Origin of the sequence: Saccharopolyspora shandongensis, from assembly GCF_900106995.1 — a bacterium.
In the GTDB taxonomy this organism is placed as follows: Bacteria; Actinomycetota; Actinomycetes; order Mycobacteriales; family Pseudonocardiaceae; genus Saccharopolyspora; species Saccharopolyspora shandongensis.
In genome coordinates this window covers 50,411-66,759 of record NZ_FNOK01000046.1, presented here as the reverse complement: position 1 = coordinate 66,759, position 16,349 = coordinate 50,411, and the positions used below count along the sequence as shown (strand labels likewise).

At 71.4% G+C, this 16,349-nt stretch carries 12 protein-coding genes; 4 read left to right on the top strand and 8 right to left on the bottom strand.

Features of this window, described 5'->3' with window-relative positions; genetic code table 11:
• Positions 1 to 43: 43 nt before the first annotated feature.
• The 3 genes from BLW84_RS50025 to BLW84_RS34295 all read right to left on the bottom strand — a co-directional run bounded on the left by BLW84_RS50025 (position 44) and on the right by BLW84_RS34295 (position 4,655).
• Positions 44 to 1,579, bottom strand: a complete 1,536-nt coding sequence (locus BLW84_RS50025; RefSeq protein WP_143061194.1) for a PucR family transcriptional regulator — start codon at positions 1,577 to 1,579, stop codon at positions 44 to 46.
• Positions 1,580 to 1,660: 81 nt separating this feature from the next.
• Positions 1,661 to 3,301: a thiamine pyrophosphate-dependent enzyme gene (locus BLW84_RS34300; protein WP_093274129.1), complete on the bottom strand. Its 1,641-nt coding sequence runs from the start codon at positions 3,299 to 3,301 to the stop codon at positions 1,661 to 1,663.
• Positions 3,302 to 3,335: 34 nt separating this feature from the next.
• Entirely contained in the window at positions 3,336 to 4,655 is a 1,320-nt protein-coding gene (locus BLW84_RS34295; RefSeq protein WP_093274194.1) for an MFS transporter, read from the bottom strand.
• A 314-nt stretch (positions 4,656 to 4,969) separates the two neighbouring features.
• Here BLW84_RS34295 and BLW84_RS34290 point away from each other — a divergent pair, with 314 nt between their 5' ends.
• From BLW84_RS34290 to BLW84_RS34280, 3 genes are all read left to right on the top strand, one after another.
• Positions 4,970 to 6,601 carry an amidohydrolase gene (locus BLW84_RS34290; protein WP_093274126.1) on the top strand — a complete coding sequence of 544 codons (1,632 nt, stop codon included), beginning with the start codon at positions 4,970 to 4,972 and terminating at the stop codon, positions 6,599 to 6,601.
• A gap of 187 nt (positions 6,602 to 6,788) precedes the next feature.
• Positions 6,789 to 8,861, top strand: a complete 2,073-nt coding sequence (locus BLW84_RS34285; protein ID WP_093274124.1) for a TRAP transporter permease — start codon at positions 6,789 to 6,791, stop codon at positions 8,859 to 8,861.
• Positions 8,851 to 9,828 carry a TAXI family TRAP transporter solute-binding subunit gene (locus tag BLW84_RS34280; RefSeq protein WP_177226843.1) on the top strand — a complete coding sequence of 326 codons (978 nt, stop codon included), beginning with the start codon at positions 8,851 to 8,853 and terminating at the stop codon, positions 9,826 to 9,828. Before BLW84_RS34285 ends, BLW84_RS34280 begins: the two co-directional genes overlap by 11 nt.
• 9 nt (positions 9,829 to 9,837) lie before the next feature.
• Here the strand turns inward: BLW84_RS34280 and BLW84_RS34275 are convergent, their stop codons facing one another.
• The 5 genes from BLW84_RS34275 to BLW84_RS34255 all read right to left on the bottom strand — a co-directional run bounded on the left by BLW84_RS34275 (position 9,838) and on the right by BLW84_RS34255 (position 14,531).
• The gene (locus tag BLW84_RS34275) at positions 9,838 to 10,158 is read right to left on the bottom strand and encodes a response regulator transcription factor (protein WP_093274118.1); all 321 of its coding nucleotides are present in this window, start codon (positions 10,156 to 10,158) and stop codon (positions 9,838 to 9,840) included.
• A 42-nt stretch (positions 10,159 to 10,200) separates the two neighbouring features.
• Positions 10,201 to 10,845 (bottom strand): HNH endonuclease family protein, encoded by a 645-nt coding sequence (locus BLW84_RS47915; RefSeq protein WP_177226842.1) that lies wholly within the window; start codon positions 10,843 to 10,845, stop codon positions 10,201 to 10,203.
• A gap of 102 nt (positions 10,846 to 10,947) precedes the next feature.
• Complete coding sequence (locus BLW84_RS34265) at positions 10,948 to 12,135, bottom strand: MFS transporter (protein ID WP_093274117.1); 1,188 nt, start codon at positions 12,133 to 12,135, stop codon at positions 10,948 to 10,950.
• A 75-nt stretch (positions 12,136 to 12,210) separates the two neighbouring features.
• Positions 12,211 to 13,293: an acyl-CoA dehydrogenase family protein gene (locus BLW84_RS34260; protein WP_093274115.1), complete on the bottom strand. Its 1,083-nt coding sequence runs from the start codon at positions 13,291 to 13,293 to the stop codon at positions 12,211 to 12,213.
• A 35-nt stretch (positions 13,294 to 13,328) separates the two neighbouring features.
• The gene (locus BLW84_RS34255; protein WP_093274111.1) at positions 13,329 to 14,531 is read right to left on the bottom strand and encodes an acyl-CoA dehydrogenase family protein; all 1,203 of its coding nucleotides are present in this window, start codon (positions 14,529 to 14,531) and stop codon (positions 13,329 to 13,331) included.
• Positions 14,532 to 14,803: 272 nt separating this feature from the next.
• Here BLW84_RS34255 and BLW84_RS34250 point away from each other — a divergent pair, with 272 nt between their 5' ends.
• The gene (locus BLW84_RS34250; RefSeq protein ID WP_218157586.1) at positions 14,804 to 16,336 is read left to right on the top strand and encodes a long-chain-fatty-acid--CoA ligase; all 1,533 of its coding nucleotides are present in this window, start codon (positions 14,804 to 14,806) and stop codon (positions 16,334 to 16,336) included.
• The last annotated feature ends 13 nt before the right edge of the window (positions 16,337 to 16,349 follow it).

The window sequence follows — 16,349 nt, the reverse complement described above, 5'->3', positions numbered from 1 at the left end:
CGCCGACCATTCGACCAGTGGCCGACGCGGCCGAAACCGCAGATCAGAGCAGGCCCTCGGACAGCAGCGCGGCGTGCAGGCCGGCGATCGTCTCCGGACGGCGCAGCGGCGCACCGAGCACGTGTTCGGCCCGGGTGAGCCGGTAGCGCACCGAGTTCGGATGCAGGTGCAAGGCCTCCGCGGTGGCCGTCGTGTCGAGGTCCGCGCCCAGGTAGGCGACGACCGTTTCGAACAGCAGCGGTTGCTCCCGCAGCCCGGCCAGGAAGTCGCCCGACTTCTCCGCGATCTCGGCGCTCGGCAGCCGGGCGATCAGCCAGTTCGCCAGGGACAGGTCTGAGAAGTCCGCGACAGTCAGCTTGCCGGGCGCCGCGGTCATCCGGCCGAGCACGAACTCGGCGTCGGTCAGCGACTCCTTCGCCCGCCCCAGCGAGCGCACCGCGCGGCCGACGCCGACCTGCCCCGACGGCAGCGATTCGACCGAACCGACCAGGGTTTCTCGCCCACCCTGGGCGAAAACGACGACATCGGCACCGCGCGTGGTGGCCAGGAACGGCATCCGGGCCGCGTTCAGCGCCGCCTCCACCTGGCCCAGCGCGGAGCGGTTCCCGGCCGGCCGGTAGAGCAGCACGCGGCAGTCCGAGCCGAAGTCGAAGCCGACGATGCGGGCCCGCCTGTCCAGGTCTCCGTCGCCGTTCGCGGTAGCCCCGTGGAAGAGCGCACTTTCGAGCAGATGCCGGCGCTGTGCGCGGAGTTCCGCAGGTTCGTGCTCACGAGCCACGTACATCACGCCCAGCAGTTGGGCCGCCGAACGCAACACCGGCAGGAGCTGCGCCCCGTCCCCGTCCCGGGCCTCCCGGACCAGCCAGCCGAACATGTAAGGCCCGGTTCGCACCGGCAGCGCGAGGTACCGCAGGTCGCCGACGCCGACTTCCGCCGGGCCGTTGGCCGGCCGCGCGTGCAGGGCCTCGCGCAGCTCTCTGGCGTGCAAGTGGTCTTCCGGCCAGTTCGGGCGGCCATCGGTGCGCAGCAGGATCACTTCGGTGCCCACCAGCGGTTGCAACCGCCGCAGCAGCGCGATCTCGGGGGCTTCGGCGTGCGCGAGCGGGTCGTCTTCCGCCACGCCCATCAGATATTCCTGGGTTTGCAGCACCCGTTGCAGCAGTTCCGGGGAGGAGCTCAGCACCTTCTGCTGCACGAAGCCGATCACGTCCCGGTGCGGCGTCTCCAGCGGCACCTCGATCACCGGGAACCCCAACCGGTCCGCCTCGTCCAGCAGTGCCGCCGGGACCCGCCGCGTGACGATGCCGGTCGCGTAGCCGAGCGCGGCGATGTTGGACCCCGCGAGCTCCCGGACCAGCGCCCGCTGCTCCGCCGGCTTGCGCTGGATGCGCATGCCGGTCGTCAGCAGCAGCCAGTGCGGCGGCACCCACCGCGACGGGTTGGCGATCTCGATGGCGTGCGCGCCGTCGATCTGGCGGGCGGGGCCGGTGTCGGCCGCGGTCAGCAGCCGCAGTCCCAGCGCCGCCTCGGCGAGCAGGTCCGCGAGGCGCAGCGGGCCGTCATCGGGCAGGATCCTCACCCGCCCATCCTGCACATGACGGGTGGCGTTCAGGCAACCACCGGATCACGCGTGCGCCATCCGAGGTTGCCGAGCAGCCGGTCATTCCCGCAGATCGTCGAGCGTGGTTTCCGGGGCGATCCGGGCGCCGTCGATGCGCAGCTCGACGATGGCCGGGAGGCCGGCGGCGAAGGCGCGGTCCAGCGCCGGACCGACCTGCCCGGTTTCCTCGACCAATTCGCCGTGCCCACCGAAGGCTCGGGCGTATGCGGCGAAGTCGGGGTTCACCAGGCGCGTTCCAGATTCCCGGCCGGGATGCCGCAGCGCCTGGTGCTGGCGGATCGTGCCGTACATGCCGTTGCTGACCACGAGGATCACCGGCGCGGCGCCCTCGGCGACGGCCGTGGCGAACTCCTGGCCGTTCATGAGGAAGCATCCGTCTCCGGCCACCGATACGACCCGCCGCCGCGGATGCCGGATGGCTGCGGCCACCGCCGCCGGGACACCGTAGCCCATCGAGCCGTTGCGCGGCGCCAGCTGCGCGGGATAGGTGCGGTAGGACAGGTAGCGCTGCGCCCACAGGGCGTGGTTGCCCGCACCGAACGTTACGACGGTGTCGGCCGGTAGGCGTTTTTGCAGCTCCGCCATGGCGATTCCGAGGTCCAGCCGATCACCGACCGGTTGCGGCGTGCGGTACCACTCGAAACGTTCGCGCAACTCGCGCGTGCGCGCGGCCCACGGGCGCTCGTCGGGTGGCGACGTCGCAGCCATGGCCCCGGCGAAGGCCGCCGGGGTGGCGAGGAACCGGTACCGCGGCCGGTGGATCGCGGCATGCCCTTCCGGGTCCGGCAACACCGACACGACCGCGGCGTCCGGCCGCACCAGCGACCAGCCGTCCGAGGCCACGTCGCCGAGCGGGGTGCCGACCGCGATCACGACATCCGCGTCGGCGAGTGCGCGAGCGGCTTCCTCGTCGCGGCCGAACCCCAAGTACCCCGCGTAGGAGGCCGATTCGTTGTCCAGGAGGTCCTGGTGCCGGAAGTCGGTGACCACCGGCAGCTCCCAGTTCTCGGCCCACTGCCGGATCAGCGCGGCTGCGCCGGGTTCCCACGGCGAACCGCCGAGCACCACCAGCGGCCGCCGGGCGTCGGCGATCAGGTCCGCCACCGAGTTCGCCTGCTCGGCGCCGATCGCCGTTCGCGGCAGCGGGAACGGCTCCCCGTCCCCCACCTCGACGGCATCGCGGAGCATGTCCTCCGGCAGCCCCACCACGACCGGACCGGGGCGACCGCTGCGCGCGATGAGGAAGGCCTGCGCGAGCAGCTCGGGGATCCGGTCGGCCCGGTCGATCGTCAGCACGGACTTCGCCGATGCGCCGAACGTGCGAGCCAGGTCGAACTCCTGGAACGCTTCGCGATCGCGTTCGCCGCGCGGGATGAGGCCGACGAACAGCAGCAGCGGTACCCGGCCCTGCCAGGCGGTGTGCAGGGCGACGAGGGCGTTCGATGCGCCCGGGCCGCGCGTCACCAGGCACACCCCGACGCCGCCGGTGAGCCTTGCGTCCGCGTCGGCCATGTACGCCGCGCCGCCTTCGTGGCGGCAGACGACGAGTCTGATCGGCGAGTCGTGCAGCGCGTCGAGCACCTCCAGATAACTCTCACCAGGCACGCAGAACGCCGTGGTGACACCGTGCTTCTCCAACTGCGCGACGACGAGTTCGCCACCGCTGCGGGCCGTGTTCACCGTTCGCTCCTCCCATTCGCTGCCGGGCTTGGAATCACACCGCGTCCCATTCGGGGGCGCGGCGGCTGACGCGGTGCGCGCCCGCGGAGCCGACCAGCGTGATGAACGCGATCAGCGCCAGCAGCAGCGCGGGTCCCCACGACTGCCCGCCGGTCGCACCCAGCGCCCAAGTGCCGGCGAGCGGCCCGAACCCGGCCAGGATGTTCGCCAGCCCGACCGACAGGGCGACACCGCTGTAGCGCAGCCGGGCCGGGAACATCACCGACAGCGCGACGCCGATCGGCCCGTACGGGATGGAGATCGCGCCGATGCCCAGCGACACACCGGCGACCACCAGCACCGGGACCTTGGTGTCGACCAGCCAGAACACCGGGAAGGCGACCAGCACCGAGATCGTCGCGCCGATGACGCACACCTTCGCCGCGCCGATCCGGTCGGCGAGGCGGCCGGCGACGATGATCACCAGGATCTCGACCACGGCGCCGACGAGCGTCGCGTTCAGCGCCAGCGTGCTGCTGAGCTTCAAGCTCTTCGAGATGTAGCCGATCATGAAGGTGGTGAGCACGAAGAACGCCGCAGTACCCGCCAGGTACGCCGCGCCGCCGATGATCAACCGGCCCCACGCGGTGCGGATCGTCTCCAGCACCGGCAGCTTCTCCTCCTTCTGCTCGGCCAGCGCCGCCCGGAACAACGGCGATTCCTCCACCTTGACCCGCAGGTACAGCGCGATGGCCAGGAGCACGAACGCGGCCAGGAACGGCACCCGCCAGACCCAGGACTGGAACATCTCTTCGGGCAGCAACGTCAGCACCGCGAAGACGCCGGAGGAGACCAGGGTCGCCGTCGGCGAGCCGAGCTGCGGCACCGCCGCGTAACGCCCGCGCTGCTCCGGTGGGGCGTGCTCGATCGCCAGCAGCGCCGCGCCGGTCCACTCGCCGCCCGCCGAAATCCCCTGCAACAGCCGGAGCACGGCCAGGATGATCGGCGCCGCGATCCCGATGGTCTGGTACGACGGCAGCAAGCCGATGAGCCCGGTGGCCACGCCCATCAGCGTCACGGTGCCGATCAGGGCCGCCCGGCGGCCGAGGCGGTCGCCGATGTGGCCGAAGATCACCGCCCCGACCGGCCGGGCGACGAAGCCCAGCGCGAAGGTCACCAGCGAGGCGATGACGCCGATCACCGGGTCCAGCGCGGGGAAGAACAGCGCCGGGAAGACCAGGGCGGCCGCCGTTCCGTAGATGAAGTAGTCGTACCACTCGAGCGCGGTGCCGAAGTACGTGGCCAGGGCGATCCGGCGGATCTCCGCGGACCGGTCCGGCTTCGTGGCCGGTTCGGCGGCTGTCGCCTCGGGCATGGGCGGTCCCTTCACGGGCGAGCACTGGATGCCGTCGACGGCGTGCTCGGCCTGGCAGCGGAATGCGATGGGGAAATGCTCAGCACCCCGCGCGGCGCTGTCATTGGCGAAAGCGAGAAACAAACCGCGGCTATTGGTGGATCCACCACTGGTTTTTCCGCGTGCGATGCGCAGCGGACGATCCTGGCCGGAAACAAGGTCTTCACCCGAGCCCGCATCGTTCGGCTATGCTCGGCGCCGACGTCGGCGAACGTTAGTCCACAGTGGAGCACAGTGCCGCTTTCCCGGCCGGTGGAAGGACTTCGGAGAAAACGATGAAGATCGATCTGATCCTGCGCAACGGTCACGTGTGGACGATGGGCGAGCCGGGGCGCACCCACGCGCTGGGCGTCCTCGGCGGCCGGATCGTGGCGGTCGGCGACGAAGCCACCGGCCTCGAAGCGGACCGGGTGGTCGATCTCGGCGGTCGCACCGTCGTCCCCGGTTTCCACGATGCCCACGCGCACACGGGTCGCTTCGGCCTCGGGCTCACCCAGTTGAACCTGTCGGACGCAACCAGCCTCGACGACATCTATCAGCGGGTGGTCCGCCGCGCGGCGGATCTGCCGAACGGCGCCTGGCTGATCGGGCACAGCTACGAGCCCGCCGGATACGGTGGCGGGCACCCGCGCCGCGCCGACCTGGACCGGATCGCCCCGGCCCACCGCGTCTGGCTGAAGCACCGCAGCGAGCACATGGGCGTCGGGAACACCCTGGTCCTCGAGGACGCCGGGGTGTTCGGCATCGACCAGGTGCGCGGCGGGATCATCGAGCGCGACGGCGCAGGCGAGCCGACCGGGCTGCTGCAGGAGCAGGCGCAGGCACTGGTCAACGACCTGCTGGTGCCGGTAGCGGTCCGGGAGCTGGTCGAGGCGATCGGCGCGGCGCACCAGCGGTACGTCGCCGAGGGTCTCGTCGCCTGCCAGGAAGCGGGCATCGGCGGCGGCTGGATCGGGCTGAGCCCGGTCGAGCTGGCCGCCTACCAAACCGCGCTTCGCGAAGGGAAGCTGCGCGTCCGGACGACCCTGATGCCCGCCTACGAAACACTGCGGGAACTCAACGGACACGACACCGACGAGCTCGAACTCGGCCTCGACCTCGGGTTGACCACCGGACTCGGCGATCCGATGCTGCGGCTGGGCGCGGTGAAGATCTTCGCCGACGGCGCGTTGGCCAGCCGCACTGCCGCGATGACCGACGAGTTCTCCAACGAGCCCGGCAACCGAGGTGTGCTGCAGCTGGAACCCGAAGAACTCCGCGACCGGATCATCGGCGCGCACCGCTCGGGCTGGCAGGTCGCCACGCACGCCATCGGCGACCGTGCGGTCGGCCTCGTCATCGACGCCTACCGGGAAGCCTTGACCCGGTGGCCGCGCTCGGACGCCCGCCACCGCATCGAGCACTGCTCCGTGACCACGCCCGAACACGTCAGCGCGCTCGCCGAGCTGGGTGTCGTTCCGGTGCTGCAGAACTACTTCATCCACACCCTCGGCGACGCGGTGCTCGCCAACGTCGGCCCGCAACGCCGCGACTGGGTCTACCGGCTCCAGTCCCTGCTCGCCGCCGGGATCCCGGCGGCGGGCAGCTCCGACCGGCCGGTCGCGGACGGCGCGCCGCTGAAGGCGATCCAGCGCATGCTGACCCGCCGCACGGCCGACGGGCAGGTCTTCTCCCCGCACGAAGCGGTTTCCTTCGAAGATGCGCTGCGCTGCTACACGGTCAACGCCGCGCACAGCGCGTTCCTGGAGCACCAGCTCGGGACGCTCACCCCCGGCAAGCTCGCCGACGCGGTCGTGCTGGCCGAAGACCCGACGGCGGTTCCCACCGATTCCCTCGACCAGATCGGCATCGCGGCGACCATCATCGGCGGCCAACCCGCCCACGACCCCGACGCCCTGCTCGGCTGATGCCCGGCCCACGTCGGCCCCGCACCTGATCATCCATTGTGGCCGCGAATCCGGGAACCGCCGCACGACCGCACCTATTGACCCAGACGAGTGACCCCAGTTACATTCCCGCCGAAAAAGGGATTTCTGCCCGGACGGCGGCCATGCGCTTGTCCGAATACCGCCGAACGGCACGGAAGGCGACCGCATGAGTCAGGCGACGCGGCCTGAGCACGACGACGAGCTGCCCGATCGCGGCGCCGCGCAGACCGATGTCGGCGAGATCGTCGCCGCGCACGACGAGGAACGCCCGGCCCGGCAGTTGTCCCGCCGGCCGGACCTGCTCGTCTACCTGGTCGCCCTGGCCGTCGCGGTGCTGGTGCTCAAGCAGGTCTTCTACCCGCTCACCAAGGGCAACCAGTACTACCTGGTCATCTTCCTCGGCTGCACGCTGCCGCTGGTGTTCCTCTGCTACCGGCCCGGCGGCCGCCGACCGAAGGGCGACCGCGACGACCCGGCCTGGTACGACTGGGTGCTGTCGGCGATCGCGCTGCTCGTCGGGTTCTACCCGGTGCTCCCGGTGCCCTCCGGCGGGTTCGACGCGTTCCTCGACCGGCAGGGCAGCCTGTCCACGTTGGACATCGTGGCCGGCGCGCTGCTGCTCCTGCTCGCCCTCGAAGCGACCCGGCGCACCACCGGCTGGATCCTGCCGGTGATCTGCGCGGCGTTCATCGGCTACGCTTACTACGGCGGATTCCTGCCGCAGAACTGGGGAATCGCGCACGCGGGCGTGGACTTCAGCCAGATCATCAACGCGCTCTACAACGACGCCAGCGGGTTCTACGGCACACCGCTGGACGTCGCGGCCAGCTACATCGTGCTGTTCACCATCTACGGCGCGGTGCTCAACGCCTCCGGCGCGGGCCAGTTCTTCGTCGACTTCTCCTTCGCCGCGTTCAAGCGCTCCCGCACCGCGCCCGGCCGCACCACGGTGCTGTCCGGGTTCCTGCTCGGCACCGTCTCCGGTTCGGGCACCGCGACCGCGGTGAGCCTCGGCGCGATCACCTGGCCGATCCTGCGGCGCGCCGGGTACCCGAAGGAGCAGGCGGGCGGCCTGCTGGCGGCTTCGGGCATCGGCGCGATCCTGTCCCCGCCGACGCTCGGCGCGGCCGCGTTCATCATCGCCGAGTACCTGCAGACCTCGTACCTGACGGTGCTGATCTGGGCCACGATCCCGACGGTGCTGTACTACCTCGGCATCGTGTTCGCGGTGGAGGCCGACGCCCGCCGCTTCGGCGCCAAGGCGGTCGAGACCGAGCACGCCAGCGCGTGGCGGCTGCTGCTGCGCGGCGGGTACCACTTCCTGTCGCTGGCCATCATCGTGGTGTTCCTCGCCCTGGACATCCCGCCGTTCGCGGCGGTCGTCTACGCGACCGGCGTCGCCGCGGTGTTCGCGCTGATCTCCGGGCTCGTCCGGGCCGAAGGCGGCCCCGGCGCCGCGGTGCTGAAGTGGTTGCGGGACATCGTGGACGCGCTTTCCGCCGGGGTTCGCGGCGCGCTGCCGGTGGTCGCGGTGTGCGCGGCGGCCGGGATCATCACCTCGACCATCACCAAGACCGGGCTGGGCCAGGAGCTCGCTGACGCGCTGGTCCAGGCCGCGCAGGCGCTCACCACCAACCCGACCGCGATCCTGGTGCTCACCGTGGTGTTCTCGGCGCTCGCCGTCGGCGTGCTCGGGCTCGCGGTGCCGGTCACGGCGTCGTTCATCATCGCGTGGGTGGTGATCGGGCCCGCGCTCGGCGCCCTCGGCGTCGCCGACGCCGAGCGGGCCATGTTCATCTTCTACTACGCGGTGCTCTCCGAGGTGACGCCGCCGACCGCGCTGGCCGCGGTGGCGTCCGCGGCGATCACCGGTGGGCGGATCACCGGCACGATGATGCAGGCCTGGAAGTACACGCTGCCCGCGTTCCTGGTGCCGATCGCGTTCGTGCTGACCGACAACGGATCGGCGCTGCTGCTGCAGACCGACCCGCTGACCGTCCTGTGGGTCGCGGCGGCGTCCATCGTGGCCGTCGCCGCGCTGAGCGTGGTGACCGGCGGCTGGCTGGCCGGGCCGGTGCGCCTCCCGGTGCGCCTGCTGTTCCTGCCCGGTGCGCTGTGCCTGCTGTACCTGGAGCCGCCGGTGGTGGCCATCGGCCTCGGCTGCTGCGTGCTGGGGCTCGTCGCACAGCTCGTCCTGCGCCGCAGGGAAACGATCAAGGAGGTTCGTGATGCGGGTTAAGGCATTGCTGGTGGCGGCCGCGGCGGCGGTGCTCGTCGTGTCCGGCTGCGGCGGCAAGCAGGTGCAGGACAACCAGGCGGGTGCGGGCGCCTGCGAGGCGGCGGACGGGCGGTTGACGATCGCCACCGGCAACACCGGCGGCGTGTACTACGTCCTCGGCGGCGGGCTCGCGCAGCTGATCAGCAACAACACCAAACTGCGCGCCACCGCGGCGGAAACCGGCGCGTCGGTGCAGAACATCCAGCAGCTGGTGGCCGGCGACTACGACATCGCGTTCACCCTCGCCGACACCGCCGCCGACGCGGTGCAGGGCAAGGCGAGCTTCGAGGGCAAGCCGCAGAAGATCCAGGCGCTGGCCCGGATCTACCCGAACTCGACGCAGGTCGTGGTGCGCGCGGACGCGGGCATCAACAGCGTCGCCGACATGCGCGGCAAGCGGATCTCCACCGGTTCCCCGAAGTCCGGCACCGAGGTCATCGCCAACCGCGTGGTGTCCGCGGCCGGTCTGAACCCGGAGACCGACATCCAGGCGCAGCGCCTGGCGCTGGGCAAGGCGGTGGACGGCATGAAGTCCGGCACCGTCGACGGCCTGTTCTGGTCCGGCGGCCTGCCGACCCCGGAGATCACCGACCTGACGACGTCGCTGGGCGGCGCGGTGAAGTTCGTCGACATCACGCCGCAACTGGGCGCGATGCAGCAGATCAGCCCGGTCTACGAGGCGAGCACGATCCCGGCGGCGACCTACAAGCTGGCCGCGGACGTGCCGACGATCGCGGTGCCGAACCTCCTGGTGGTCCGGGAGGACTTCGCGGCGGGCAACGCCTGCGCGATCACGAAGCTGATCTTCGACAAGCGGGCGGACCTGGAGCAGGTGCACCCGGCGGCCAAGGAGATCACGAAGGACAGCGCCACCAAGACCGACCCGATCCCGCTGCACCCGGGCGCCCAGCAGGGCCTCGCGGGCTGACGTTCGCCGCTACAGCAGGCCGCGCTTGGCGGCCTGCACACCGGCCTGGAACCGGGTCGTGGCGCCGAGTTGGTCCAGCAGCGCGGCGATCCGCCGGACGACGGTCCGGCGGGACAGGTGGAGGCGGCGGGCGATGGCTTCGTCCGTCGCCCCCGCCGCCATCAGCATGATGCTGCGATCCCGATCGGAGAGCTGGTCCTGCTCGGTCTCGGCCGACACCGGCATCGCGAGCGTCCACAGTGTTTCGAAGAGCCCGGACAGCGCGTTGAGCAGCCCTGAGGCGTGCACGACGAGCGAGCCGTCCAGGCCGGTCCGGTCCGGCTCGGGCACCGCTGTAGCCCTTCGGCGGGATGAGCGCGCGCCTGAGGTGGATCAGCCGCAGGTCGCGAGCATTTCCTGGAGCGCCTTCTGCTCCTGTTCGGTGACCGTCAGGTCGTAGGCGCGCTTGACCGTGATCCAGCTCGTCGCGTAGCTGCACCAGTTCGCGCGTTCCGGCTTCCACTGGGACGGGTCCTGGTCGCCCTTGCTGCGGTTGGAACTCGCGTCGGCGGCCACCAGCTGCGGCAGCTGCATGTCGTTGGCGAACTGCTCGCGGCGCTGGTCGTCCCACTTGTTCGCGCCGCTGCGCCAGGCGTTCGCCAGCGGCACCATGTGGTCGATGTCGATCGCCGACGGATCGGTCAGCTGCTGGCCGTTGTAGGCGCTGGTCCACGTGCCGGAGGTGGCCTCGCAGGCGTTGTTGGTGCGGACGTTCTGGCCGTCCCGCGCCAGCACCGCCTCGCGGGTGTTGCAGTTCTTCCCGGCTTCCGGCTTCGTGGTCCAGTGCTTGAACCGCTCGCGCGAGTAGCCGTCCATCGATCCCGCCGGGGCGACGCGCAGTTCGGCGAGCTGCTCCCCGGCGGGGCCGGTGGTGGCGCTGACCTTCGCGTCGAAGATGCCGGACTCGAACACCACCCACATCAGGCCCAGCAGCGCGACCGCCACGATCGACGTCAACACGGACTTCTTGGCAGCCATGCGTCTCCCCCGGCTCGGTGGTGGTGTCGCAGACATTCGATCATCCTGCGGTGCCGCCGCTCACTCCGCCGGGTGGGTAGTGTGGCCCGGCACACCGGGTGGTCAGCCGGTCGCCCGGGGGACGTAGCGCGGGACGTAGCGCAGCAGCAGGCCCGCGCCCAGCAGCCCGAGCAGGCCCATGCCCGCGCCGGCGAACCCGATGCCGGCCACCGCGGTCAGCCCGGACACGGTGACCGGCCCGACCGCCTGCCCGAAGTCGCCGGTGAAACGCCAGGCGCCGAGGAACGGCGCGGGGCCGGGCTGCGGGGCGAGGTCCGCGCCGAGCGTCATCAGGATTCCGCTGCTGGTGCCGTTCGCCAGCGCCAGGAACACCGCGACGATCGCGAACGTCGACACGTCGTCCACCGCGAACAGCGCGAGGTGCCCGACGGCCAGGCCGGTCATCGACGGCACCGCCGCCCACATCCGGCCGAAGCGGTCCATGATCTGGCCCGACGTGTAGGACAGCGCGAAGTCGATCCCGCCCGCGATGCCGATGATCAGCGCGGTGGTCGACGGCGGTAGCCCGGCCGCGACCGCCACCATCGGCAGCACGACCATCCGGGACGCCCGCAGCCCGCCGATCAGCGCGGCGCAGGCGCCCATCCGCACCAGCACGCCGCGATGGCGCACCAGGGTGAGCAGTCCCTGGTGCGCGGGTTCGGCGGCCCCCTCACCGCTGGTGCCGAGGTCCTTCGTGCACAGCAGCAGGATCACCGAGGCGAGGGCGAACGCGATGTGGAGCAGGAACACCGCCCGTTTGTCGGGCGTCACCATCAGCACCAGCACCGCGAGGAAGGGGCCGATGAAGTAGCCCCCGCGGAACACCCCGCCGAGCACGCTCAGCGCCCGCGCCCGGTAGCGCAACGGCACGGCCGTGGTGATGTACGCGTGCCTGGCGAGCGCGAACACCGCCGTGGACAGGCCGACGAGGAACACGGACGCGCCCAGCATCCACGGGCTAGTCGAGAAGTAGCAGCCGACCAGGCCCAGCACCGACACGATCGCGGCGCCGATCATCGCCCGCCGCTCGCCGAGGCGGTGCACCAGCGCGCCGCTGGGCAGGTTGCCGACGAGCTCCCCCACCATGATCATGGCGGCGATCAGACCCAGCATCCCCAGGTCCGCGCCCTGGTCGGCGGCGATGAGCGGGATCATCGGGATGATCGCGCCCTCGCCGGTGGAGAACAGCAGGGTCGGTCCGAATGCCGCGAGCGCAACGGTTCTCAGCTCGAACGAGCGCTCACCCATCGTCCACCCATCTCCGCGCGCCGGGCACCTTTGGTCAAACTACTTGACGAACGGCGCCGCGCACGCACCGCCCGATCAGATCCCGAGGACGTCCGCGAGCCGCGCGCGCATCTGGTCCGGGGTGCCGAGGAGCAGCTCCGAGGTCTTCGCGCGCTTGTAGTACAGGTGGGCGTCGTGCTCCCAGGTGTAGCCGATGCCACCGTGCAGCTGGACGGTGTCGGCCGCCGCCTGGAAGTACGCGGGCGACACCAGCACCTGCACCATCGCCGCCGCCAGCGGCAGTTGCGCGCGGTCCTCGTCCGCGGTCCAGGCCGCGTGGCGCACGGCGGCATGAGCCTGCTCCCAGGCGCTGTACATGTCCGCGCAGCGGTGCTTGACCGCCTGGTAGGAGCCGATGGCGCGACCGAACTGCACCCGGACCTTGGTGTACTCCACCGTCATTTCCAGGACCCGCTCCATCCCGCCGAGCTGCTCGGCGGCGAGCGCGACCGCCGCGGTGTCCCGCGCCCCGGCCAGCACCGCATCGGCGTCCTCTGTGGACAACTGTCGCGCCGGGGTGCCGGCGAAGTCCAGCCGCGCGATCCGCCGGGTCGGATCCAGCGTCCGCAGCGGCGTTCTCGCCACGCCGTCCGCGCCGTCGACCCGGAACCACGAACCGCCCTGCTCGGTCCTGGCGTACACCAGCACGAAGTCCGCGATGTCGCCGGAGATGACTTGCGGCGCGCGGCCGTCCAGCACCCACGAGCCGTCCCGCCGGGTGGCCGTCGGCGCCGACTCCGCGTCCCAGGCGACCGCGCCGATCAGCTCGCCGGCCGCCAGCCGAGGCAGCAGTTCCGCCTGTGCTTCCGCATCGTCCAGCGCCAGCAGCACATCCGTCGCCAGCACCGCCGATGCGAGGAACGGCACCGGCGCCAGCGCCCGCCCCAGCTCCTCCAGCACCACGGCGCGCTCGACGTGCCCCGCGCCGGATCCGCCGTGCTCCTCGGGCACCACGAGCCCGGTCGCGCCGAGTTCGCCGGCCAGCCGCCGCCAGAGCCCGGCGTCATGACCGTCGCCGTCGATCAGCTCGCGCACCCGCGCGGGCGGCGCGTGCTCGGCCAGGAACTTCCGGACCGCGGACCGGAGTTCTCGTTGCTCGCGGGTCAACACCAGCTGCATTGCACGCTCCTCGGGGGTCTTCGGCGGTCGTTCGGTCACGCGGGGCGCTGGGTGCCGACCTTCAGCTCCCGGAACGGGACGTCGCGGTCCACCTGGGGCTCCTTCGGCAGGCCGAGGATCCGCTCCCCGATGATGTTGCGCTGGATCTGGTTCGAGCCACCGGCGATGCTCGACGCGGGCGTCGAGTTGATCGCGATCGCCATCTCCTCGGCGGCCGCGTCGCCCGGCTCCCAGGCCGCGAGCTCCGGCCCGGCGATGAGACCGGCGGTGTCCACCGCGCGCCACAGCAGCAGCGCGCCGGCGAGCTTCGAGACCGAACCGCGGGCGCCGGGCGGCGATCCCGCCTCCGCCTCCTGCCGCAACCGGCTGTTGAACAGCCCGAGCGCCTTCTCCTGGGCGTAGATCTCGGCCAACCGGCCGCGCACCACCGGATCCTCGGCGCGACCGCGGCGGCGGGCGAGCTCCACCAGGTTGTCGTAGGACAGCGGGTCGCTGCCGCGCCGCACCGTGCCGCCGATCGACACCCGCTCGTGGCCGAGCATGGTGACCGCCGCCAGCCAGCCGCCGCCGACCTCGCCGATCACCGAATCGGCCGGGATGCGCACGTCGTCGAAGTAGACCTCGTTGAACGGCGCGCGGCCGGTCATGTCCCGCAGCGGCCGCACCGTGACGCCGGGGGCGTGCATGTCGACGATGAACATGGTGATGCCGCGGTGCTTCGGCACGTCCGGGTCGGTGCGGGCCAGCAGCGCGCCGAAGTCCGACCATTGCGCGCCCGAGGTCCACACCTTCTGGCCGTTGATCACCCATCCTCCCCCGCTCTCACGCACCGCGCGGGTCTGCAGGCTGGCGACGTCGGAACCCGCGCCGGGCTCGGAGAACAGCTGGCACCAGATCTCGTCGCCGCGCAACAGCTTCGGCAGGTAGCGCGCCTTCTGCTCCGGGGTGCCGAGGTCCAGCAGCGTGGGGCCGCACATGCCCATCCCGACCATGAACGGCGAGCTCGGCAGGTCGTAGTGGGCCGCCTCCGCGTCGTACGCCTGCTGCTCGGCGGCGGTGCGGCCCTGGCCGCCGAACTCGGGTGGCCAGGTGATGCCCGCCAGGCCCGCGTCGTAGGCGGCGGCCTGGAACCGCTTGGCCTCCCGGAGCACCTCGGCCGGGGCGCGGTCGCCCAGGGATTCCGGCGCGTTGGCGGCCAGGAATTCGCGCGCTCTCGCGCGGAACTCGTCGACGTCCATGTGCTCTCCCTCCACCCCGGCGGTGCGGTGGCAGCTCATCCGCCACCGCCGACTGTAACCGAATCGGAGCGAACTGAACATGTTCTATTTCTGAGTCCATAGTGGACCTCATGGCCGGGTGACCTGCGCTGCGCGCCGGACTTTTCCGCGGCCCCGGCCGTCCGCCCCGGGTTGACCACCACCGTCCGGCGACGCAATATGAGGCCCGTCACGTCACCCTCACCGGCGAGGTAACGATGTCCGCTGCTGCGCAATCCGTGACCGGCCGAGGCATGACCGCCAGCGATCAGCTGGCCCGGCACGCCCGCAAGATCCCCGACGAGATCGCACTGCGCTTCCAGGACGTCAGCCGCAGCTACCGGGACTTCGACGAACGGGTCACCCGGCTGGCGAACGCGCTGCGGGACCGCGGCGTCGGAGCCGGTGACCGGGTCGCGGTGGCCGGGCTCAACGGGCTGGAGATCGTCGAGTCCTACTTCGCCTGCGCGCGGCTCGGCGCGATCTGCGTGCCGATCAACTTCCGGCTGGTCGCCGACGAGATCGCCTACGCGCTGGACGACAGCGGCGCCTGCGCGGTGATCGTGGACTCGTTCCTGGCCGAAACCATGGCCGGGGCCAGGGAGAAGGCGTCCGGCGTGCGCGTCTGCCTGGTCATCGGCGGCGCCGCCGGCGAGGGCACCGAGGACTACGACGCGGCGCTCGCGGCGGCGTCCGACGAGTACACCGAGACCGTCGTGGACGAGCAGTCGCCGGCGTTCATCATGTACACCTCCGGGACCACCGGCCGCCCCAAGGGCGCCGTGCTCACCCACCACAACCTGCTGATGCACAGCTTCAGCTCGCTGGTGCACAACGGCGTCACCCCGGACAACCGCGTCTGGCTGGTGGGCGTGCCGCTGTTCCACATCGCCGGGGTGTCCGGGATGCTGCCGTACCTGCTGATCGGCGGGCGGATCGTGATCAGCGCGTCGGACCGGTTCGACCCGGCCGAGACGGTGCGGATGCTGGTGCGGGAGCGGATCACGTCGTGCTTCTTCGTGCCCGCGCAGTGGCAGGCGATCTGCGACCTGCCGGACATCGGCGACCACGACCTCTCGGCGCTGCAACGGATCAGCTGGGGCGCCGCGCCCGCGTCGACGACGTTGCTGCGCAAGATGTTCGACACGTTCCCGCAGGCCGAGATCACCACCTCGTTCGGGCAGACCGAGTGCAGCCCGGTGACCACGATGCTGCGCGGCGAGGACGCCCTGCGCAAGATCGGCTCCGTCGGCACCCCGATGCTCAACGTCGAGGCCCGGGTGGTCGACGACGACATGAACGACGTGCCGCGCGGCGAGGTCGGCGAGATCGTCTACCGCGGCCCCACCGTGATGCGGGAGTACTGGGGCAAACCGGCGGAGACCGCCGAGGCGTTCCACGGCGGCTGGTTCCACTCCGGCGACCTGGTGCGCCAGGACGACGAGGGCTACCTCTACGTGGTCGACCGGAAGAAGGACATGATCATCTCCGGCGGCGAGAACATCTACTGCGCCGAGGTCGAGGACGTGCTCGCCGCGCACCCCAAGGTCGCCGAGACCGCGCTGATCGGGGTGCCGGACGAGCGGTGGGGCGAGACGCCGCTGGCGGTCGTCGCGCCGCGCGACCCGGCCGATCCGCCGACGTTCGCCGAAATCGAGGACTGGTGCAAGCAGCGGCTCGCCGGCTACAAGCGCCCGCGCCGGCTGGCGGTCGTCGCGGAACTGCCGCGGAACCCCAGCGGCAAGGTCCTCAAGACCCAGCTGCGCCGCGAGCACGGCGAGCGCTGATCCCACCCAGGAG